Here is a 23,106-nt window from a genome sequence, read left to right on the forward strand (position 1 = left end):
ATGAAATCCCAACTTTCACACGTTGGGATTTTTTTGTTGTTTTGGGTGAGGTTTAACCGTAGATAACGTGAGCCAATTAAAAAACTTACTGGTAATTTTATTGATCCTGGTTTTGGGAGTTGCAGCGTTTCTAATGCTGAAAACAGGCTATTTTGACGATCAATGGGAAGGTACCGAGATGATACCCCCCAATGCGGTATTTGTCTTTGAAACAGATGATCCCGTGGGGTTTTGGAATTCCCTCGTGCAACAGCCGGTATGGGAAAAATTGCATCAATTCGCCGGTTTGCAACAACTCGAATCCCAATTGGTATTTCTGGATAATATCACCGGAAATCAAGGTAACCTACACCAGTTTTTGAAGGGGCAGCGGTTTCGACTTTCCCTCCATCCGTTGGGAAAGCAATCATTCGGCTTCCTCGCTGCCACAGCCTTTACAAACCGGGAATTCCTTCCTTTCATAAAAAACCTGGAACAGAAATTCAAAAACCAGGGGGGGGAGGTCAAAAGACGGAGTTACAGTGGCATCTCCCTCTTTGAAATCTCCCTAGAAAATGGAGAGAAGCGGTTTACTTATGCGATAGTTGACAACGTATTGCTAGGTAGCTACCATTCTTTTCTGGTAGAAGATGCGATTCGTTATGCACAGTCGGAGGGTCTGAAAAACTTCAAAGAAACCTTCCCCCACTTATTTTCGAAGGATTCCGAACTGCCACCTCAGGGGCTGGTGCACTTTTCCGGGAAAAATTTTGCTAATTTTATTCAGGAATTAACCCTTGGCAGTTCCAATAAACTTGTAGAAGACCTGCGCGCAGGCGATTTTTCTGCAAACCTCATCCCAGGATTTTCCGATGCCGCTATAGAATTCAGGGGAGACGTTTTTGTAGCAGGAACGTTACAAGAATTGGGTTCGGAAGCGGCGATTTCGGAGGTGTCTCAGGAAATGAATTCCCTGATTAGCAACCGATCAATGCTCGTCAGTAGCTATTGGATGTCAGATTTGACAGATTTCGAAAGGATTACGAATCCATCCTTCTCAGCAAAACCCGTGGTACAGGCGGAGTTGGAAAACAGTCTGGAAATCCAAAATTTTCGAAGGACGATCACCGGACAGACCGTACTTGTCATCGAAGAGGGATTGCTGGAGGAATCGCCGAGACAATTGTTGATCCTTGGCACAAATGATCCATTTGGATCCCTTGAGCACCTAAATTCCTTTTCCCTGGCGGTAAACCAAAACGATTCAACAACGGTCTTTAGAGATTACTACCGGGGTACTGAGGTGGTTTTGCTGGATCTCGAAGAATTTCCAGCACACCTATTTAGCGGAAATTTCACCGGATTTTCAAAGACTTACTTCGCCGCTGTAAACGGACAGCTGGTCTTCGCCAATAGCTTGCGTACCCTCAGAAATCTGCTAGATGATGTGTATCAGGATAATACCTGGGGCAAATCCATCTGGCAACAGGAACACTTAAAGCAGCACGCCAGGGCTCCCATTCGCTTTTTTTTAAACAATGACCGGTTTTTTCCGGCATTGACTGGCAACAGCGATCCGTCCTGGGCGGCTTTGTTTCAAAAATATGCCGAGGTCTTTGGATCGTTTGATTGGTTGTCTGTTTCCTTTTTGGAAAGTGGTAAACTAGCGATAGATCTAGCCATAAATTTGGAAGAAAAGGCAGCAAGTCGCTCACTCATTCTCACAGAAAGCAGGAGTTCAGCATTTGACAAACCGCTGATTTACGGGCCGGCGGGCTTACAAAACTACAATGATAGGAGTACGGATTTTTTGGTTCAGGATGAAGATTATTTTGTTCATTTACTCACGAACGAAGGGGAGTTGGTTTTTACTCAGCGGATTCCGGGTGAAATTATCTCGGACGTATTTCAGATCGATTTCTATGAAAATGGGAAGTTGCAATTGGTTTTCGCCACCCAAAACCTCGTGTATGCATTGGATCGGTACGGTAACCTGCTTCCGGGCTTTCCCATTCATTTCGAAGCAGGCGTGAATATCGCGCACCTGAACGTACTGGATTACGACAATAGCCGGGATTACCGGTTTTTTGTGGCCGATCAGCAGGGCAATCTCTACCTGTATTCCAGAACCGGAGAGCTGTTGGATGACTGGGCCCCCAAGCAGACCAATCGGGGAGTGCTGGCGAGCCCACCTGCGCATCACCGGGTACCCGGGCTTGGCGACTTCATGGTGGCGCTCCACGCAAACGGAAGTCTCGGCTTGTACAGTCGTAGGGGCGAATCGAAGACCGGTGGGCCTATAGTCCTGGGAGAGGGTATCTCCACTGCATACGGTATCGAAGAAGGTATCGTGGAAGGCCAGGCAAGGTTGGTAACAATAAACGATGCCGGAGAAGTAGTAAAAGTGAACTTTAAAGGCGAACTTACTTACAGAAATCAATTGCTGCGGCCGGATCGGGATACCCGATTTTCCCTTGTAAACGACCAAAACGATTCTGATTTTGTGTGGGTGATCAAGGAATACAATCAATTGAAAGTGCTTTCTCCAGACGAAAGACTCTTGTTTGGCCTGGATATTCTATCCGAAGAGCTGGATTACCGGTATTTCTCCTTCGGTCCGGAAAATAAGATCTTTGCTGTGTTGGATCGGGTGCAGGATTTTGCCTACTTGTACAACCGCGATGGGACGTTGATTAACCAAAAGCCCGTAAATGTCAGCGGAGACCTATGGGTGGAATTTTCGGGAAGTACCAATGAATACAGCCTGGTCACCGTTTACATGAATCGGCTAAACGAATACAAAATACCCTTATAACGCGATTTTTATGACGACGACTCCAATGAAAAAAAATCGATCAGTATCCAGGTGCAGTTTTTTTCTGGCACTTTTGGTTTGGGTAGGTTCTACGGCCACCCACGCTTTCCAAACCGGGGTGAATTACCTCCCAGATACCACCGATCATACTAATTTCAGCACGCCTTATCACAGCACCTATACTTTTTTTTACCACCTGAACGAAGGCAACTATGATCCGGACATTTCAGCGGGAGCGCTGAACATGGTCGGTAGCGAAGGACAGAATGCCGCCGCATTGGCCGTGATGCTCAAGCAGATTTTTGATGGAAATGGCGTGTACGTGCGCATGAACGAAATTCCGAATGCTCCGAATTACCGGGATTCGGTGCGGAATAGTCAGCAGATTTATGTGTTTGATGAAATTATCCTTCCTTCTGTGTATTTAGAAAAGGTGGGGAATCAATGGAAATTTTCATCGACTACGGTACAAAACATCAAAGCCTTGCACAAGGAAACCTATCCGTATGGAACGGATAAGTTGTTGACACTTCTTCCCAAACTGGGCAGTCAGGTGTATTTCGGGCTTCACCTATGGCAGCTTTTTGGTCTCTTTTTTCTCCTGCTGCTGGTTTTTGCCAGCCATCGGTTGTTTACCTTTTTGGTAGATAGGGGGCTGTACTACGTGCTGGTCCGTTCGGGTTACGGTACCATTGCAAAAAAATACCTGCTGCCCGTAGCTCGGATTGTAAGCATCTACCTGATCGTATTGCTACTGGCTATTTTTGTCCGGGTACTTCAATTGCCCATTTCCATTGTTTCCTGGGTAACAATATTTCTAAATGCCGTAAAGCCGTTTATCGTCACCATCATCTTTTACAAATTGGTGAATGTCTTTTCTGGCTACATGGAGCGGATGGCGGAAAAAACTGCCTCTACGCTGGATGATCAACTGGTGCCCCTGGTGCGAAAGACACTTAAGGCCTTTGTGATCATTGTAGGCTCGCTTTTTGTCTTGAAATATGGGTTGCGAATTGATATCGTTCCGTTTTTGACCGGTCTTTCGATTGGCGGTCTGGCCTTTGCCCTGGCGGCACAGGACACCATCAAAAACTTTTTCGGGTCGGTAATGATCTTTATCGATAAACCGTTTCAGGTGGGAGACTGGATCACGAGTGGGGACGTAGACGGCACCGTGGAAGAGGTAGGGTTCCGGTCTACCCGGGTCCGCACGTTCAGAAATTCACTCATGTACATTCCAAATGGAAAAATCGCCGATGCTACCGTCGATAACCATGGTCTTCGGAAATACAGACGCTTTTACAGCACCATTACCATCACTTACGATACGCCGCCGGAACTGATCGAAGTGTTTGTGGAAGGCCTGCGCCGGATCGTACAAAACCACCCCAAAACGCGAAAGGATTATTACAATATTTACCTGAATAACCTTTCGGCATACAGCCTGGATATCATGTTTTACGTGTTTTTTGAAGTACCCTCCTGGCCCGAGGAGTTAAAGGCACGAGAAGACCTGATTTTGGCGGCGATTCGGCTGGCCAACAAGCTGGAGGTTCGCTTTGCGTTTCCTACCCAAACCTTACACATGGAGACATTCCCTGAAAAACAGGGGTTTACCCCCATTTACGAAGACGGCAGGGCAGGGTACCAGCAGAAACTGGAGCAGTTTATCAAATCCGAAACGGGGGCGGGGAGCAGCCCTCCTGACAAAACAACCAGTTAAACCAATAAGACCTCTACCCCTTTGTCTTCCAATACCTGCACGTAATGCCTGGGAAGTGCCTGGTCGACAATGATGGTATCGATGTCTTCAAGTGCGGCGATCTTACCGAAACTCTTTTTTCCAAACTTGCTGCTATCGGCAAGTACGATGGTTTTTTGTACCGCTTGGATCATCACATGATTCAGGTGCGCTTCCATCATGTTTGAGGTAGTGAGACCAAACTCCGGGTCGATGCCATCCACACTGATAAAAAGTTTGCTACAGGCAAAATCCTCGATCATGGAGGCAGCATAATGACCAACCACCGAGCTGCTGCTTTTTCGTACCACACCTCCCAGTTGCACAATTTCCACCTCCGGAAAATCCAGAAGTGCCATGCTGACATTCATGGCTCCGGTGAGTACCGTGAGGGGCAGGTCCCGCGGAAGGGCCCGGGCAAAGGCCAATACGGTGGTGCCGGAACCGATGATGATGGCGTCCTTTGCGTTTACCAGACTACTTGCTTTCCGCGCAATCGCCCGTTTTTCTTCTACCTGCACCAGCTGCTTTTCATTTACAGGTTTATCGTTGACGTAAGGGGCTACTGGGGTGGCACTTCCGTGGGAGCGAAAAAGTAACCCCTTGTCTTCGAGTATTTTAAGGTCCTTTCGGACCGTTACCATGGTTACGTTCATCTCCCTGCTCAGTGCCGCTACACTAACATAACCGGCCTGTTCCAGCTTGTCCAGTATAAACTTATGTCTTTCTGCAATTACCATAGGCGCACTACTTTTCCAATAAAGGTAAGAAAAAATTTCTTTTTATTTCTTTTTGTTTCCTTTTATACTACTTTAGCGAGGTAAAAATGATGAAATGAATAGAAAAGAGAATTTATCCCGGGTAGAAAAGGTAGAAGAATCAGGAGATAATTGGGATTTGGTGGTGATCGGAGGAGGTTCTTCAGGGCTGGGTGTGGCCCTGGATGCGCTGTCCCGCGGCCTTCGCGTATTGCTTTTAGAAAAATCTGATTTTGCAAAGGGCACCTCTAGCAGGAGTACCAAGCTCGTGCATGGGGGCGTGCGCTACCTGGCTCAGGGAGAGGTGGGATTGGTGTTCGAGGCGTTGAAAGAACGGGGGAGGTTATTGAAAAATGCACCACACCTCACGGAAAATCAGCCCTTCGTCATTCCCTTGTATACCTTGTTCGATCGGTTAAAATATGGTATCGGCTTAAAGATTTACGATTGGATGGCGGGGGGGCTACGTTTGGGAAAATCCCGTTTTATTTCTCCGGAAGAGACGCAACGTCGCCTGCCCAAAATCCGAATGGAAAAGCTTCGTGGGGGCATCGTCTACCACGATGGGCAGTTTGATGATGCGCGACTAGCTTTAATGTTGGCCCGCACCTGCGACGATATGGGTGGCTGCATGCTCAACTATGCCAAAGTCACCGAACTCAGTAAGGATGCGTCGGGAAGGATCAATGGGCTTCGATTTCGGGACCGGATAGGCAAGAAAAGCTATCGGGTGAAGGCAAAAACAGTAGTGAATGCCACCGGCGTGTTTGCCGATAAAATTCTCCGAATGGATGAACCCGATGCACCCAAGATGATTCAACCTAGTCAAGGTGTGCATTTGGTATTGGAGGGGTCGTTCCTTGGAGGGAACGATGCATTGATGATTCCGGAGACGTCCGATGGACGGGTTCTTTTTGCGGTCCCCTGGCAGGGAAAACTCGTGGTAGGTACCACGGATACCTTGCGGAAAAAGCCGAAAATGGAGCCCCAGCCACTCTCATCAGAGATTACTTTTATTTTGGAGACTGCCGGTGAGTACCTGGAAAAAGCACCCCGTAGAGAAGATGTGCTTTCCGTCTTTGCGGGCTTAAGGCCTCTGGCTGCACCAAAGGAGGGCAGTACCAAGACCAAGGAAATTTCCAGAAGCCACAAGGTGATCGTTTCCGATAGCCAGTTGATTACCATTACGGGGGGGAAGTGGACCACCTTCCGAAAAATGGGGGAAGACACGGTGGATGCGCATTACAAAATGCATGGGATCAATCCCGTGGAAAGTAAGTCGGCCGGCCGGCGTCTACATGGTTACCAGGAGTTTCCGGAAGCGGGTCCCCTGCAGTTGTATGGTTCGGATGCGGCAACCATTCGGAAGTTACAGGAATCCCATCCCGAATGGGCACAACCGATCCATCCGGATTATCCCTATACAGGAGCAGAGGTAGTGTGGGCGGTACGGGAGGAGATGGCCCAAACCGTGGAGGATTTCCTCTCCAGAAGGTGCCGGATTTTGCTATTGGATGCGAAAGCTGCCTTGCACATGGCGCCAAAGGTAGCGGAGCTTATGGCGGCCGAACTTGGAAAAGATGCGGACTGGATCATGTCAGAACTCGAAGAATTTTATAAATTAGCCAAGAAATATTTAATTCAGATATAAACCCATGGACCAGAATAACCAGTACCTGATGGCATTGGATCAGGGCACGACCAGTTCCAGAGCTATAATTTTTGACAAAAAGGGGCAGCCGGTAGCTACCGCTCAAAAGGATTTTGAACAGCTGTTTCCTCAATCGGGCTGGGTGGAGCACGATCCCAGGGAGATCTGGACGTCCCAGGCTTCGGTAGCGACAGAGGCCATCACCCGTGCGAATATCAGTGCACACCAACTCGCCGGTATCGGCATTACCAACCAACGCGAAACCACGATATTATGGGATCGAAATTCCGGAGAGCCAATTTTCAATGCCATCGTTTGGCAGGATCGCCGTACCGCAGCCTTCTGCAATTCCCTCAAGGAGAAGGGGTATTCGGAGATGGTGCGTGACAAAACCGGTTTGATCATTGATGCCTATTTTTCGGGAACCAAGATCAAATGGATACTGGACCATGTGGAGGGGGCCAGAGCACGGGCCGAAAAAGGAGAGATTTGTTTTGGTACAGTGGATAGTTGGCTGGTTTGGAAAATGACTGGTGGTAAAGCGCACATCACGGACATTACCAATGCCAGCAGAACCATGATTTTTAATATTCACGAAAAGGCCTGGGACGAGGAATTACTGGAATTGTTGGACATCCCCCGGGCCATTTTGCCGGTCGTAAAATCGAGCAGTGAAGTATATGGCACCACCTCCGGTGACTTGTTGTCGGCCAGGATTCCCATTGCGGGTATAGCTGGCGATCAGCAGGCGGCGTTGTTTGGGCAGTTATGCACCGAACCCGGTATGGCCAAAACCACCTATGGGACCGGGTGTTTTTTGGTAATGAACACGGGGGAAAAACCGGTAAAATCCAACAACCAACTGCTTACTACCATTGCCTGGCAAATAGGGGATCAGGTACAGTACGCCCTGGAGGGGAGCGTTTTTATTGGCGGTGCCGCCATTCAATGGCTTCGTGATGGAATCTCCGTAGTAAACGATGCAAGGGATAGTGAAAAAATGGCCAATAGTCTTCCGGACAATGGCGGTGTGTATTTTGTTCCGGCGCTTACCGGGCTCGGTGCACCCTATTGGGATCAGGATGCCAGGGGTTCTTTTTTTGGGATTACCCGGGGAACCAGCCGGGCACATTTGGTGCGGGCTGGGTTGGAGGCCATTGCCTATCAAGTCTACGATGTGCTCAAGGCCATGGAAAAGGATGCTGGGGAAGTCACGAAGGAAATGCGTGTGGATGGGGGCGCTACGGCCAACGATTTTTTGATGCAATTTCAGGCAGACCTTACCCAATGCGCAATCAAAAGACCGGAAATCATCGAAACGACAGCTCTTGGTGCTGCCTACCTGGCAGGGTTAGCGGTAGGGTATTGGAAAGATCTGGATGAAATCAGGACCCTTTGGAAAGCAGACGAATCCTTCACTCCTAAAAAAGACAACGTTGCCATGGAAAAGAACCTGAAATATTGGCACAGAGCTGTAAAAAGAACCCTTAACTGGTTAACCGACTGATTGTATGAACGTATTTGTAGCCGAATTCGTCGGGACATCCTTGCTGCTGGCCATGGGCTCGGGTGTTGTGGCCAACGTGGTCCTGAACAAGACAAAGGGTTTCAATTCTGGTTGGATTGTTATCACGACTGCCTGGGCATTGGGTGTTTTTATTGGCGTGGTAGTGGCTGGTCCTTACAGTGGGGCACACTTAAATCCTGCGGTAAGTATTGGTTTGGCGCTTGCCGGAGATTTTGAGTGGATGCTGGTGCCCAAGTACGTGCTGGCCCAGGTACTCGGCGCCATGTTTGGCTCTGGGATTGCCTGGCTGGTGTACAAAGACCATTTTGATGCAACGGATGACCCAGGATTAAAATTTGCCCCGTTTGGGACGGTACCTGCGATACGAAACCTACCTTCCAATTTGCTTTCGGAAATGGTAGGTACCTCGGTGTTGATCATTGTGATTTTGTATTCTACCGGACCGGTTTTGGAAGACGGCCGGAATACACCCATCGGCCTGGGTTCGCTTGGCGCACTCCCTGTAGCGTTTTTGGTTTGGGTGATTGGTCTTTCCCTGGGAGGCACTACGGGGTACGCCATCAATCCGGCCAGAGATCTAGGTCCCAGAATTATGCACCAACTGTTGCCCATAAAAGGCAAGGGCAGTTCCGATTGGGGGTATAGTTGGGTGCCAATCCTTGGTCCAATATTGGGTGCGGCGGTAGCGGCTGGAATTTACTTGCTCTTGGGTGTCGGGGGCATGGTATAAATCCTGTATTAATAGCTTCTGCCGAGAATTTGAATGCGATGGGAGTCCAGTTTAACGAAGATGAATAAAAGCAAGGTAAACGACCACAAGGACGAACCGCCGTAACTAAAAAAGGGCAAGGGAATGCCGACCACCGGAAACAAGCCGATGGTCATCGCGATGTTGATGGCAAAATGAAAAAAGAGCAAACTCACCACGCAGTAGCCGTAGATTCGGGAAAAGCGTGTCTTTTGTCGCTCCGCGAGGAAAATAAGCCGCAGTAACAAGGCGACAAAAAGCGAAATCATCACGAGGCTTCCAGTCCATCCAAATTCCTCTCCCAGTGTACAGAAGATAAAATCGGTGTGCTGTTCCGGCACAAAATCGAATTTGGTCTGGGTTCCCTCCAAATAGCCTTTTCCCAGAAGTCCTCCGGAGCCGATGGCGATCTTGGACTGGGTTACGTTCCAGCCGACACCCAATGGGTCCACGTCGGGATCAAAAAGAACCATGATTCTGTTTTGCTGGTGTGGGGGGAGTTTTTCTACCACCTTGTCCAGGCTGTAGGAGTAGCCTGCCATCAGCAGCCCCAGAAGAACTATTCCCAGCATATTTTTCCAGGATTTTTTGCTCGCCAGTACCAATAATAGCACCAAAAAGCCCAATCCTCCGAATACGTACCAGGAATTCTCCACAGCAAGGGTGACTACCGACAGGCCGATCAAGCCAAGGGAAAACACGTAGTACTTTTGTGGCATTCCTTCCCGGTAAAGCATGATAAAAAAGGAGCTGTATACCATGGCCGTACCCGTGTCCGGCTGGAGCATGATCAAGGAAACAGGAAGCAAGACGATGCCTATTGCCTTCAGCTGATAGCTCAGTTTGCTCAAGTCAAAGGTGGGGTTTTCCATGAGTTTTGCCAGGGCCAAAGCGGTGGCAAATTTTGCAAACTCTGCGGGCTGGAGCCGGAAAACACCCAGTTCAAACCAGGCTCGCTGTCCATTGATTTCCTTTCCGATAAATGGGGTTAAGAACAAAATGACGACAAAAAAGAGGTACAGTACCAAACTCAGATTCTGAAAGAGCCTGTAATCGGCAACCATGATCAATACAATTAACAGGATGGCGGTTCCAATCCACACCAGCTGTTTCCCGGAATTGATGGAAAAGTCAAAAATCGACGTGGCATTTTGCTCGTCGTAGACGGCCGCATAAATGTTGAGCCATCCCACTAAAACCAGTGCAAAATACAACGCGATGGTTACCCAGTCGATCCGATCGAAATATGTTTCTTTCTGTCTCAATTAATAAATAAAATCACCGGCCAATACATACTCTTCCAACAGGGGCCTACTAATTTCTCCGGTCAGGTATTTTTCGATCAAAAGGCTCGCCGTACTTGCAGCGGCCCGGCCTCCCCATCCCGCATTCTCTACGTATACCGCAATGGCGATTTTGGGATCTTCTTTCGGGGCAAATGCGATAAAAACCGAATGGTCTTCACCTGCCGGATTTTGTGCCGTACCGGTTTTTCCAGCGATGGCTATGTCCTTCATGATTGCCCGGGAAGCAGTACCGGATAAGGCCGCTTCCATGGCATCTTGAATCAAATCAAAATGAACCGAATCAATCCCTGTGTACCGCTTGGTTTTGAACTTTTCGGGAATTCGGGACGGATCCCCACCGATGGCCTTGATCAAATGCGGGGTGTAGTAGTATCCTTTATTGGCAAATATTGCCGCCAGGTTGGCCATTTGAAGGGGGGTCACCAGCATTTCACCCTGCCCAATGGAAAGGGAATAAATGGTCGAATACTTCCAGCGTCCCTCCCCGTAAATGCGGTCATACAGCTGGCTGGAAGGGATGGACCCTCCTTTTTCACCATGGATATCGATACCCAGGCGCTCACCCAATCCGAATTTCCTAACCGATTCTCCCCATTGATCCAGGCCGATTTGGGTGTCTTTGTAGGTGTTCGGGGAAATTTCCCGGTTGATTATCTGTCGAAATGCCTGATGGTAATAGGGATTGCAGGAGTTTCGAATGGCTCCAAACAGGTTGGTGGGGCTGGCGTGTTCGTGGCAGTTTACCAGGGCTTTGTTGCAGGCAAAGGTCGTATTAGGGGTTAATATACCCTCCTGCAGCCCGATTAGCGATTGAACAATTTTAAATATGGACCCCGGGGGATACATGGCCATAATGGGCCGGTTGAAAAGGGGTTTCTCCGGATCGAGGTTGAGGGATTGGTAATTTTGGCCAAATTTAGCTCCGGTAAGAATGTTGGGATCGTATACAGGGGCAGAAATCATGGTCAGGATTTCTCCCGATTTTGGCTCAATAGCGACTACGGAACCCCGCTTTCCTTCCATTAGCTTTTCCCCATAAACTTGTAAATCCAGGTCCAGGGTGGACTGCAGGTTTTCTCCGGGGAGGGACAGTGTATCCAGGTCGCCATTTTTAAATGCACCTTTTTCTATCCCCCGCACATTTACCAGCTTGTATTTGGCTCCTTTTTTTCCCCGCAAGTCGGGCTCGTAATAGGATTCGATTCCACTCAAACCTACGTAATCCCCCTGGGAATAATACTGCGAACTGTCGCGGTTAAGTTGAGAAGCATTGATTTCTCCGATATACCCAAGTGCGCTGGAAGCTGCCGATTGGGGATAGGACCGAACGGAGCGGGTCATGACAAACAGTCCTTTGTAATCGATGAGGAAATCCTGAATTCCCGCAAATTCCTCTTTGGAAATCTGTTTGATCAGTGGCGAGGGCTTTACCCAGGAATACTTTTTTGCCGCGTTGAAATTGGTAACCAGAAGCTCCTTTTCCACACCGAAAAGCTCACAAAACCTGGCCGTATCTTCCAGGTGAAATTCCCGTGGGATCACCATCAGGTCAAAAACCGGGTCGTTAAAAACAAGAAGCGAATTGTTTCGGTCGTATACCAGTCCACGGTAGGGATGATCCACGACACGTTGGATGGCGTTTTTTTCCGCCTTCCTCAAATAGCTGTCATCCGTAACCTGAATTAAAAATAATTTTCCCAACAGCACAAATGCTATCAACCCAATGCTGACTGCAACAACCAACGACCTACCTGTATACATTTATAGTACCCTTTCTTTTCGATAAAATATTGCTTGCACGATACTTCCAAGAATAAACGTGAAAGCGGTGCTACTTACTACACGTATAACGAGTGGCAGGTATACTTCTGTTCCTAAACTGTCGATATAAAAAAACAGCAAGTGGTGAAGCAGTAACAATGGCAGGCTATAAAACGAAAACCAACCAATGCCCATGTTTAGTAACGTAGGTGGTACATTGTCGTCATAGCCCCCAGTGGGCGTATTTACCTTGATCCAGGAGTTTCTGATAAACCCCACCAACACGCCACTGGCCGCATGCATGCCCAGGCTGTCGTAAAACAAATCGATGAGCAGCCCCATGAAAAAACCAATAAGCATGAGCGGAATGGTCGGCATTTCGTGCGGAAGGCTTAAAATAAAAAACACATAGAGAAAACAAAAGGCATAGCCAAACAAGACCAAATCCTTGAGAATAAATACCTGAATCAGGAAATAGACCAAAAAACTACCACTGTATTTTAAAATTTTACCTGAGCTCATAGTCCTGGGGCGCTGTTTTCTATCTCCAAACTATCCAATTCCTCCCGAAGGTAGTTTTCTACCAAATAGACGTAATTCAACCGGCTGTAATCGGCACTTAAAGTCAGGGTGATGTCCAGGTAATTCCCATCAACCCCCGGTCTGACCTCTTTTACTTTTCCTATGGATATTCCTTCCGGAAAGACGGCGTTGTATCCCGAGGTGACGATTTCCTGCCCAGGGACTACCTCTACATGGCGGGGTACATACAGCAATTTGGCCTCATCCGATTTGAGTCCGTCCCATTTGGTGGACCCGATGACTTCCGTATCCTTGATTTTGGAGGAGATCAATAGGTCGGTATGTAATACGGAAATGACCGAAGAAAAATGAGTGCTTGTCCCCTTCACCCGGCCGATTACCCCTTGTTCATTAAAAACCCCCATTCCCTCTTTTATTCCGTGAATGATTCCCTTATTGAGTGTCAGGTAATTTTGGCTGAGGTGAATGGAGTTATTGATCACTCTGGCCGACCAGAATTCGAAGGAATTGGCCAGGACGCTATCCAGCGTAAACTCCACCGAATCCCGAACGGGGGTGAGTTGGTCTAGCCGGTTGAGCAGAGAGGCATTTTTTTCTGCCAGCGATTGGTTGACGGTGTAGAGCGAAAAATAAGACATGAAATTGGTTTTCACTGCAAGCAGGTTTCCGGTCAGTTTGTTGCTACTATTGAAAAAAACGGCACCCTGTGGTGAATTATGTGTGAAAACGATCCCTACGGCCAACATCTCCAGGACTAGAAAAAGAATAAGTGCCCTCAGACGGTATAAAAATAAAACTATTTGTTGCATTCTGCTTTTACGTCATGAGTACGGTTCTAAAATTATTGATATTTTTCAATGCATTTCCGGTGCCTCTGACCACTGCGCGTAGCGGGTCTTCTGCAATATGGATCGGTAATTTGGTTTTTTGGTGCAACCGCCGGTCCAGGCCTTTGAGTAATGCGCCGCCTCCCGTCAGGTGAATGCCATTATCGTAGATATCCGCAGAGAGCTCCGGCGGTGCAATCTCCAATGCCTTTAAAACGGCTTCTTCGATTTTCGAAACCGATTTGTCCAATGCAAAGGCAATCTCGGAATACGAGACTTTGATGACTTTCGGAATACCTGTCATCAAGTCCCTACCCCGGATTTCGTAATCCTCCGGCGCATCGTCCAATTCGGTCAGGGCAGAACCAATCGCAATTTTGACCTTTTCTGCAGAGCGTTCGCCGATCAGCAGGTTATGCTGCCGGCGCATGTAGTCCAAAATGTCTTTGGTAAACGTGTCGCCGGCCACCCGGATGGATTGATCCGCCACAATCCCAGATAAGGCGATCAAGGCGATCTCTGTGGTACCTCCTCCAATATCAACGATCATGGAACCCATCGGTTTTTCGATGTCAATCCCGATACCTATAGCAGCGGCAATTGGTTCGTAGATCATGTAGACTTCTTTTCCACCCGCATGTTCGGCCGAATCCCGTACGGCTCTTTTTTCTACTTCCGTAATGCCAGACGGAATACAGATCACCATCCGGTGGGATTGGGGAAACATGCCCTTGTTGTGTCCAGGAATCATCTTAATGAGGCCCCGGATCATTTGTTCCGCCGCGTAAAAATCGGCGATAACACCGTCTTTTAAGGGACGGATGGTTTTGATGTTTTCATGCGTTTTCTCGTGCATGTTCATGGCTTCCCTGCCCACGGCGAGCACTTTATTATTGGTCTTATCGATCGCAATGATCGATGGCTCGTCCACCACTATTTTCTCTTTATGAATTATAAGTGTATTGGCTGTACCCAAATCAATGGCAATGTCACTGGAAAAAAAGTCAAATAATCCCATCTTGGTCCTTTCTAAATTAAATGATTATTGGTTCTTTAAAGTTAGCACATTTCGGCCCTTTAAAAGAACGGGTGCTCACAAAAATAGTACCTTATTTCGGATTTATTCCGTTAAGCATTCCCCTATTTATTCGTAATTATTTGGAAACCAGGAAAAATTCGGCGAAGGGGAAAACCTTCGCTGAATTTTTTTTCAGCCTGTGCCACAGGTTGCAGCTGGCAAAAGGATACGGCGTATCAATGCTTGAAATGACGGACTCCTGTCATTACCATACTCATACCGTGTGCATCGCAGTAGTCGATACTTTCTTTGTCTTTTATAGAGCCCCCTGGCTGAACGACTGCCCGAATTCCCGCCTGATCGGCTATTTCTACACAATCTGGAAAAGGGAAAAAGGCGTCGGAGGCCATCACTGCACCTTGCAGATCAAAGCCAAATTCCCGTGCTTTTTCAATGGCTTGTTTCAGGGCATCCACTCGGCTGGTTTGACCCACCCCGCTGGAAAACAACTGATCTTTATTACTCAGTACGATCGTATTGGACTTGGTATGTTTGCAAATTTTCAGCGAAAATACCAGGGCGTCCATCTCGTCGGCCGTAGGCGCTTTCTTGGTTGCCACCTCAAAATCAGCCTTGCTTTCCGTTTTCAGGTCTTTGTCTTGCTGAACAAAGCCGTTCAGAAGTGTTTTTACCTGATGTGTCCCAGTGAGTTTGATTTTTTGCTTCAGCAGAATTCGGTTTTTCTTCCCTTTCAAGAGATCCAATGCAGCTTCCTCATAGTCCGGTGCTATCAACACCTCAAAGAACAGGCCATGCATGGCCTCTGCTGCCGGTAGGTCTACGGGCTTGTTGGTAATCAATACCCCTCCAAAAGCAGAAATCGTATCCGCAGCAAAGGCCTTTTCGTAGGCTTCCTTCACCGTTTGCCCCAATGCTACCCCACAGGCGTTGGTATGTTTGAGAATGGCAAATGCGGTTTCGTCTGGAAATTCATCGATTAGTGCCACAGCAGCATCTACATCAACCAGGTTGTTGTAAGAGAGCTCTTTTCCATTTAATTGGTCGAACAACTCGCTCAAATCACCGAAAAAGTGAGCGCTCTGATGGGGGTTTTCTCCGTATCGAAGCTGTTTGGCCTTGTTTTCGCTGACCTTCAATGCCGGAATCTTTTCTTCCCGGTTGAAATAGGTAAAGATCTGGCTATCGTAATGCGAAGAAACCTGAAAAGCCCGGGCAGCAAAGTACCTTCGGTCTCCTAAGGAAAGGCTTCCATTTTGGGAACGGAGCTTTTCTTCCAATTCTCCGTATTGTTCCCGGGAGGCTACGATCGTCACATCCTGAAAATTTTTTGCAGCAGCACGAATAAGGGCAATTCCGCCGATATCGATTTTTTCAATGATGGCCTCTTCCGGTGCACCCGATGCCACGGTCTCTTCAAACGGATACAGGTCCACGATGACCAAATCGATCGCTGGAATGGCATATTCTGTTGCCTGGTTCACATCCGCGTCGTTTGCCCTTCGGTGGAGGATTCCTCCAAATACCTTCGGGTGGAGGGTTTTTACCCTTCCTCCAAAAATGGAGGGATAGCCGGTAAGATCCTCTACAGGAGTGACGTCGGCACCTTGCTCTTCGATAAACTTCTGGGTGCCTCCGGTAGAATATATTTTCACGCCCTGTTGTTTGAGAAGGGCAATAATGGGCTCAAGGTTGTCTTTATAAAAGACAGAAATTAGTGCAGATTGTATTTTCTTTTCAGCCATTAGGTTCGTTATTTTTTTCTTTTTCCGAAGCAGGCAATAGATCCAACTCTTTACCGCCAATAGTTCGGAAAATTCATCGGTAAGTAAACTAGTTTGATTCGTTTAAGAGGGCAAAGTTAGAAAAATCAGGGCATTAAATCAGGCTTTCGATCACATTTGGGTAGTATTTGTGTTCGAGTTCGTGTACTTTTTCGGCGATTTGCTCGGGACTGTCCGCCTCGGCAATCGGAACGGCTGCCTGAAAAACGATTTTTCCTTCATCGTAATTCTCGTTGACTAAATGAATCGTGATACCGGTTTCCCTGTCTCCTGCTTGCTTCACAGCCTGATGAACGTTCATCCCGTACATGCCTTTCCCACCATAATTGGGGAGTAGGGCAGGATGGATGTTGACGATTTTGTCCGGGAATTGCTGTATCAGCGCAGGTGGGATTTGCAGCAAAAACCCGGCAAGAACGAGCAAATCCACCTGGTGGTGTCGAAGTGTTTCTGCCAAGCCTCCGTTTTTCAGGTCGGCTTTAGAAAAAACAACGGTAGGAACGTCAAACATTTTTGCTCGTTCCAGTGCGTAGGCCTCTTTTTTATTGGAGGCGAGCAAGACAATTTTTCCCTTGGGAGATTGGCGGAAGTATTCCATGATTTTTTGGGCGTTGGTCCCACTTCCGGAGGCTAGAATGGCAATGTTTTTCAAGATAAGCGGTGGTTTTGGTTCAGCTACAAAATTACAAAGGAAAATGAATGGCGTTTAGGTCACGTGTGGAAAAAACCAGCGGCTACTCCGAAGGGAAATGAACCACTACCTCAGGGTGCATGGTGTAAAACCGAAACCGGGCGCCGTCGTGGACCAATATGCCACTTGATTTGTTGTCCCCAGTGATGGGATTTTGAGGATATTTTGTCCAGTGAATCAAATCGCTGGACACGGCAACATTCATCGTCCAGTCACTCCAGTCTTCCAGTGAGGTACCGTGGTAGTAGGCGTAATAGTAGCCTTGGTAGCGAATTACCTGATTTACTGCCAACCCGTACTGATCGTAGGTTTCCGGCCCCATACGGATCACCGGATCGTCCTGTACGTTGGTCCATACCTTACGATCGGTGGAGGTGGCCAACCAGATGCCCTGGTCGTTTCGTTCGTAAAACAGGTGCCAGGTTCCGTCTTCCACCCAAACACTGGGCGTACCATAGGGACCTTCGTCCAAGGGTGACCCGTCGGTTTTTCGGATATCCAGGCTACCCTGGTTTTCCCAATGGATTTTATCGGTAGAGGTCAGCATTTTCGCAATGTCGTCTTTTCCTTCAGCAAACATGTAGTACGTTTCTCCCTCTTTCCAAACCATCATGTCTTCTACCCAGCTTTCTTCGAAAATGGGATTGGCGTCGGAACGCTCCCAATGAAAGCCGTCTTCCGAAAAGGCATAGCCCAGTTTGAGGATGGTGCCCGGATCGTATCCTTCAAAACCCGTATACCACAGGTGATACCCGTCTTCCTCTTTTAGGATAAACCCCCTTTCCCGGATCTTTCGGTCCCAGGTATCTTCACCTGTACCGCTAAATATGGGGTTGTCAGGCAGAGGAGAAAAGGAGATGATTTCTTTGGGGAATGGATTGGTGGCTGCAGGGTCACCATTTTCTGTGTCGCCGGATTCGGATCGGCAAGCAAAGAAAAGGAAACCAAGACCAAAGAAGGCGAATTGTATCAAAACGTGTTTCATCCTCCAATATACAGTAATGTGCGAAAAGATTAAAGAAAGCTCATGCTTAGAATACCAGTTAGCATGAGTAGTTTAGACAGTTTACTCAATTCTGTAAAATGAGACCTGCGGTCGGCTTTGTAAATTTTAAACATGAACAAGCAGAAAAATATGCTTAGAATGCCAAAATAAAAGAATAAAAGCGGTTCGTTAAGCCGGAAGGTCACGATGAGAATGGCTGCGACGAAAAAGAAAGCGATGATGAAAATAACTTGTTTCGTCTTTCTGAAGCCCAATACAATGGGGAGGGTCCGGCAGCCGTGTTTTCGGTCCCCATTTCGGTCTTCGATGTCTTTCAGAATTTCCCGGATTAGATTAATAAAGAAGGCAAACAAGGCGTAGGTAAGGATCAGTAGCTCTGATTTTTGGTAATAGAGTCCTACAATCCAAATGGCCAGGCCGGTAAGTGACGCGACGGTAAGGTTGCCAATAAAGGGGAGGCGCTTGAGTGAATTGCTGTACAGCCAAAGCAGGAAAGCAGCAATAAAGGTAATGGCACCGATCTTTGGGTGCACCAGCACCCCTAGTAAAATACCCACCAGATTCATTACGGTGTGTAGAATCATGACCATTCTCCGCTTCATTCCTCTCCCAATGACCACGGCTTTGGGTCGGTTTACGTAGTCGATCTTCACATCGTAGTAATCGTTGATCATGTATCCCGAGGCAGTCAGAATCACCGTGGAAGTGACCAGGAGGTATAGGTGATAATCCAGCAAAACCGGCTGCCCCGAGCGGCTGGTTTCGATCAGGAAAAAAGCGGTCATGATCTGGGCAAATGCCACCAAGAGCAGGTTTCCCGGGCGAATAATCTTCACAAAGGCACTAAACGTAAAGACCGGGGATGCCTGCAATTTTCTCATGGTACAAAATAACGACAAAAGGACCAATGAGGATACTATTTCCCGGAAAAAATCCCCATCATTTGTGATTAAATAAAATGGCTACCGCTGACGGAATATCAATAACTGTCAATGATGTTTTGAGAGATCACTTGGTAAATTTCTGCCAGTTTTTCGTCAGAGGAAAGGTAGTGGAGGTGGTTTTCCAGGGTGTCGAAGTCGCCTCGTACCGCCGGACCTGTCTGGGCAGCGCGCGCCCCCATCTGCAGGCTTTTGTTGATTTGTTCCACCACCAGTGGTTTCAGCATGTTGAAATCGAGACCTTGCTTCCTCATCAGAGATTCTGCCAGTAGCAACATATGGTTTGTGAAATTTGCGGCAAAAACAGCGGCGATATGAATGGACCGGCGCTTGGCGGAAGAGACCAGATAACTGGGGGAAGAAAGGCTTTTACAGATGTTTTTGAGCATTTTCAGGGTTTCTGGCTCTTCGGATTCCAATAAAAAGGGGACTTCTTCAAAACCAATTTCTCTTCCTTTGCTTAGACTTTGCAGGGGGTAGAGGATCCCCGTATAGTCGGCCGAACTGTAGGCCAGAATATCCAGGGGAAGTGTTCCGCTGGTGTGCAGCAGGGTACTCCTCTCCGGGAGCAGAATGGCTTCGGCGATGTCCGGGATGGCGGCATCGCTGACAGCAAGGATGTAGATGCGTGCGGCACTTTCGGTGAAATCCAGGCTGTCACATGCCTCGGTCCCGTAAAGCCGGGAGGCAAGTTGCCCGGCAGCAGCGAGGTTTCTTCCGTAGACTTCGGTCACGACGTGCCCTGCGCTTTCCAGGGCTGCTGAAAGGTGGTAGGCCACGTTTCCGGTCCCGATAATTGCTAGCTTGTATTTCATGGGGTTTATTATTGTCGTTAAGCGGTACTATGCCTGTCCCTACCTTCGGTTGCATCTCGCATGCGGCATAAATTCCCTTAAGGGTATGCCATGCGGTCGGCCGGCTTGATTTCATGCCGGCAAATTAAAAAAAATAACCCCCAAAATTAATTGGGGGTTGGGATAATCGTTCAAGTAAAGCGCCGACATTTATTCCAGTCCCTTCTTTTTCATTTTCTGAAATTCGTCAAACCTACGGAAAATCGCAACCGAAAACCCAATGAGCATCACGATGGTGCCCAACCAGAGCACATTGATCATGGGCTTCACCGCCGCTTTCATGACCACGTAGTCCTTTTGGTAGGTGTCTACCTTGAAGACAAACTTGTTTTCCTCGGGGACAATGTTTTCCACCTCTACCCGAATTCCCAGGTCATTGTCGATGTCCGGAATTTTGCCTACCTGATTTCCTCGAATCAGGAAAATGGGCGCCAGCTTTTTCTCCACGTCGTAGTCTAGGATGGTAAGGTTGGCCTTCACCGCCACGTCTCCTTCTTCCAGCGGCAGGCCATCCAACTCATTGACCACCTCGGCTCCCTCAAAGCGGGTAACAAAATCGTTGATGAAAAACTGTTCCCCGGGAGCTGCATTTACCCGATCGCCTTCTTTCCATTCCGGTTCTTCGTAGTCGTTGATTGCGGAAACGTGCGTGTAGAGGTCCCGGGTGAGGTATCGTTTGGAATCCGGCGAAGAGATCAACCCCATGGTGGGGTTTGGCTGAGACATGGGAAACAGGGTGAATTTCAGATCGTCTTCCTGGTAATACTCCACCTTGAAATAGGAGTTTTCTTCCAGTACCAACTTCACCGTATCTCCTTTCTGGTGGTACAGTTGGTCATTTACAGCGATGTCTCGTACGGCTATGGATTGGTTAATTTCGCCGGTGGCTTCCAGCGCATCCGCTTTGACATATCCAGGGACGCCTACTACCTTCTTGTACCTGCCTCGGTAGATGACCTCATATTCTTTCATCTGCAGGGGCTTGTTGATCCAGAGAAGTACATTTTCTTTGTTCAACTCGTCCTCCCAGTCTTTTTTATAGGTCAAGCCGGACATGTTGATGGAAATGGTGTCCGAATACCCGGAAGAAAACATCACCCCAATTAGCACCATGCCCAGTCCAATGTGTGCGAGGGAGCCTCCGGAGAGTTTGAATGTTTTCTTTTTAAGAAGCTTGATGAGTATGGTGCTATTGGCTACGATGGTAAAAGCCCCTGCCAAAACGATCACGATATAGGTGATATCGTAAACTTTTCCAATGGTAATGATCAGGGCGGCCAGTACCATGGATACGATATAGGGCGTAACCAGGGCATTTTTCAAATCCTGTTTATCCATTTTATTCCACCAGAAAAACTGCCCGATACCGGTAAGCAAGGCCAAAGCCACGGCAAACCAGAGTTGGAACTTGGTGTAAAAACCAATCTGATCGGCTGGAGGCGCCAAATTAGAGAGCCCACCAAAGCTCTCCACCAGGGCGTTGTAAACCGGGATGGAGGTAGGTACGATGACCTGAAAAGCCATTAAACCCAAGGTAGTTGCACCGATAAAAATCCAAAATTCCCGGGAATACACAGAAGCTTCTTTTTCCGAAGTCGGGATGTGTTTCCATTCCCTGACCGCCAGGAAGATTGCCACGGCTAAAAAGAAGAGCATGTAAATCAATAACTGCCCGGAGAGGCCCAAATCGGTAAAGGAATGCACCGAAGAGTCACCCAATACCCCACTTCGGACCAAAAACGTGGCGTACAATACCAGAATAAAGGAGCTGATCACCAGTACCATGGAGGTTTTCAAAGCAGTGGAACTCTTTTTAAACGTGATCATGGTGTGAATAGCTGCTACCATGATTAGCCAGGGAACATACACGGCATTCTCAACAGGGTCCCAATTCCAGTATCCGCCGAAATTGAGCGTAACATAGGCCCAGTAAGCCCCCATGATGATGCCCATCCCCAGAATCATCGCGGAAAAAATGGCCCATGGCAACGCTGGACGGATCCACTCGGCGTATTTTTTTAGCCCAAGACCGGCCATCAGGAAGGCAAAGGGGATCAGGGTGGAAGCGTAGCCTAAGAAAAGCGTGGGAGGGTGTATGACCATCCAAATATTTTGCAAAAGCGGATTTAATCCCGTGCCGTCCTCGGGGACAAATTCCGGATTGATCTGAAAGATCGGGGCTTCGGATACGTCCCGTAGCAACATAAACGGGGAACTTCCGATTTTTAGGTCGCCGATGACCACACCCAGAATCATGGAAACGAGAAATGCCTGTACCAGCATAAATACCAGCATGACAGGGCCTTCCCAAAATTTATTGGTGTGAATAACGACCAGGCCCAATACCACGTTCCAGAAAATCCAGAGGATAAATGCTCCTTCCTGCCCTTCCCAGAAACTCGAGATCATGTAATGAACCGGCAATCCCATGGAGGAATGCGAATAGGCATAAAAATATTCAAACCGGTGATTGTATATGATTTCGAACAAGGAAAACGCGATGGCTACCGATGCAATTCCGTGGATGTAGAACGTGATCCTGCTGAAATTTCGCCAGGATGCCTTTTCCAATTCGCCTGCACGGGTATAATAATAGTAAGAAACAGCCGATACCAAGGCACTGACAAAAGCCAGAATTACCATGAAATGGCCCAGGTTACCCATAAAGGTATTCATCATGTGTTACGTAATTTTAAAGGTGTGCGAAATTTCGGCAGTCTTATGAAGAGGCGGTTTTGACATCCGTTTCCTGGTATTTGGAAGGACATTTCATGAGGATTTTGTCCGCGACAAACATTTCCTCGCTCTTGTAGGTGCCGATGACTACCACTTGTTCGGATCGGATAAAATCCGCCGGAACCGGTTCGTTGTAGTACACTTGCTGTTCCGTCCCGTCATTGTCAACCATAATGAAGGTAAAGGAGGTTTTGTCCTGACCAACTTCGATGCCCACTACCTCTCCATTCCGGTCTTTTTTTAACTCGCCCACCACGTGGATAGCCTCGGTTTTGCCGTTGACTGCCATCGTTTTAGCCGTGGAAAAACTTTCGTAGGTGCTGGCATCTCCGATGGAGGTAATGATGATGATAATGGCCAGCCCAATGATTCCCAGGCCGATAATATGTCCTCTTTTCAT

General features: G+C 47.9%; 18 protein-coding genes. 5 read left to right on the plus strand and 13 right to left on the minus strand.

Annotated features, from left to right (window positions below; translation table 11 throughout):
- Positions 1–67: 67 nt before the first annotated feature.
- Together GCU44_RS00830 and GCU44_RS00835 are read left to right on the plus strand one after the other, a co-directional pair.
- Positions 68–2,794 carry a hypothetical protein gene (locus GCU44_RS00830; protein ID WP_154852494.1) on the plus strand — a complete coding sequence of 909 codons (2,727 nt, stop codon included), beginning with the start codon at positions 68–70 and terminating at the stop codon, positions 2,792–2,794.
- A gap of 25 nt (positions 2,795–2,819) precedes the next feature.
- Entirely contained in the window at positions 2,820–4,517 is a 1,698-nt protein-coding gene (locus GCU44_RS00835; RefSeq protein ID WP_092172491.1) for a mechanosensitive ion channel family protein, read from the plus strand.
- Here the strand turns inward: GCU44_RS00835 and GCU44_RS00840 are convergent.
- Entirely contained in the window at positions 4,514–5,275 is a 762-nt protein-coding gene (locus tag GCU44_RS00840; protein ID WP_154852497.1) for a DeoR/GlpR family DNA-binding transcription regulator, read from the minus strand. The genes GCU44_RS00835 and GCU44_RS00840 overlap by 4 nt on opposite strands.
- Before the next feature lie 94 nt (positions 5,276–5,369).
- Between GCU44_RS00840 and GCU44_RS00845 the strand changes: the two genes are divergently transcribed.
- From GCU44_RS00845 to GCU44_RS00855, 3 genes are read left to right on the plus strand one after another with little or no spacing between them, the layout of a single operon-like run.
- The gene (locus tag GCU44_RS00845) at positions 5,370–6,944 is read left to right on the plus strand and encodes a glycerol-3-phosphate dehydrogenase/oxidase (protein WP_154852501.1); all 1,575 of its coding nucleotides are present in this window, start codon (positions 5,370–5,372) and stop codon (positions 6,942–6,944) included.
- 4 nt (positions 6,945–6,948) lie between these two features.
- Positions 6,949–8,451 carry a glycerol kinase GlpK gene (gene glpK, locus GCU44_RS00850; RefSeq protein ID WP_154852504.1) on the plus strand — a complete coding sequence of 501 codons (1,503 nt, stop codon included), beginning with the start codon at positions 6,949–6,951 and terminating at the stop codon, positions 8,449–8,451.
- Between the two features lie 4 nt (positions 8,452–8,455).
- Positions 8,456–9,202, plus strand: coding sequence for an MIP/aquaporin family protein (locus GCU44_RS00855; RefSeq protein ID WP_092172503.1), 747 nt, complete (start codon positions 8,456–8,458; stop codon positions 9,200–9,202).
- An 8-nt stretch (positions 9,203–9,210) separates the two neighbouring features.
- On the opposite strand, the gene rodA is transcribed toward GCU44_RS00855, so the two are convergent.
- From rodA to GCU44_RS00915, 12 genes are all read right to left on the minus strand, one after another.
- The gene (gene rodA / locus GCU44_RS00860) at positions 9,211–10,485 is read right to left on the minus strand and encodes a rod shape-determining protein RodA (protein ID WP_154852507.1); all 1,275 of its coding nucleotides are present in this window, start codon (positions 10,483–10,485) and stop codon (positions 9,211–9,213) included.
- The gene (gene mrdA, locus GCU44_RS00865) at positions 10,486–12,288 is read right to left on the minus strand and encodes a penicillin-binding protein 2 (RefSeq protein WP_154852510.1); all 1,803 of its coding nucleotides are present in this window, start codon (positions 12,286–12,288) and stop codon (positions 10,486–10,488) included. It abuts the gene before it with no gap.
- Positions 12,289–12,810, minus strand: coding sequence for a rod shape-determining protein MreD (mreD, locus tag GCU44_RS00870; protein WP_092172511.1), 522 nt, complete (start codon positions 12,808–12,810; stop codon positions 12,289–12,291).
- Positions 12,807–13,640: a rod shape-determining protein MreC gene (gene mreC / locus GCU44_RS00875; RefSeq protein WP_154852513.1), complete on the minus strand. Its 834-nt coding sequence runs from the start codon at positions 13,638–13,640 to the stop codon at positions 12,807–12,809. The genes mreD and mreC overlap by 4 nt, the downstream gene beginning before the upstream one ends.
- A 7-nt stretch (positions 13,641–13,647) precedes the next feature.
- The gene (locus GCU44_RS00880) at positions 13,648–14,676 is read right to left on the minus strand and encodes a rod shape-determining protein (protein ID WP_092172517.1); all 1,029 of its coding nucleotides are present in this window, start codon (positions 14,674–14,676) and stop codon (positions 13,648–13,650) included.
- 236 nt (positions 14,677–14,912) lie between these two features.
- A complete protein-coding gene (gene purH / locus GCU44_RS00885) occupies positions 14,913–16,439 on the minus strand; it encodes a bifunctional phosphoribosylaminoimidazolecarboxamide formyltransferase/IMP cyclohydrolase (RefSeq protein ID WP_154852516.1) in 1,527 nt (508 codons plus the stop codon).
- A gap of 133 nt (positions 16,440–16,572) precedes the next feature.
- The gene (gene purN, locus GCU44_RS00890) at positions 16,573–17,130 is read right to left on the minus strand and encodes a phosphoribosylglycinamide formyltransferase (protein WP_154852519.1); all 558 of its coding nucleotides are present in this window, start codon (positions 17,128–17,130) and stop codon (positions 16,573–16,575) included.
- Between the two features lie 82 nt (positions 17,131–17,212).
- Positions 17,213–18,154 carry a glycoside hydrolase family protein gene (locus GCU44_RS00895; protein WP_194201666.1) on the minus strand — a complete coding sequence of 314 codons (942 nt, stop codon included), beginning with the start codon at positions 18,152–18,154 and terminating at the stop codon, positions 17,213–17,215.
- Between the two features lie 29 nt (positions 18,155–18,183).
- Positions 18,184–19,056, minus strand: coding sequence for a geranylgeranylglycerol-phosphate geranylgeranyltransferase (locus tag GCU44_RS00900; protein WP_154852522.1), 873 nt, complete (start codon positions 19,054–19,056; stop codon positions 18,184–18,186).
- Between the two features lie 98 nt (positions 19,057–19,154).
- Positions 19,155–19,931 carry a Rossmann-like and DUF2520 domain-containing protein gene (locus tag GCU44_RS00905; RefSeq protein WP_154852525.1) on the minus strand — a complete coding sequence of 259 codons (777 nt, stop codon included), beginning with the start codon at positions 19,929–19,931 and terminating at the stop codon, positions 19,155–19,157.
- 189 nt (positions 19,932–20,120) lie between these two features.
- On the minus strand, positions 20,121–22,649 hold the full coding sequence (gene ccsA / locus GCU44_RS00910) for a cytochrome c biogenesis protein CcsA (RefSeq protein WP_154852528.1): 2,529 nt from the start codon (positions 22,647–22,649) through the stop codon (positions 20,121–20,123).
- Positions 22,650–22,689: 40 nt separating this feature from the next.
- Positions 22,690–23,106, minus strand: coding sequence for a cytochrome c maturation protein CcmE domain-containing protein (locus GCU44_RS00915; RefSeq protein WP_092172533.1), 417 nt, complete (start codon positions 23,104–23,106; stop codon positions 22,690–22,692).

Origin of the sequence: Cyclobacterium xiamenense, from assembly GCF_009467825.1 — a bacterium.
In the GTDB taxonomy this organism is placed as follows: domain Bacteria; phylum Bacteroidota; class Bacteroidia; order Cytophagales; family Cyclobacteriaceae; genus Cyclobacterium; species Cyclobacterium xiamenense.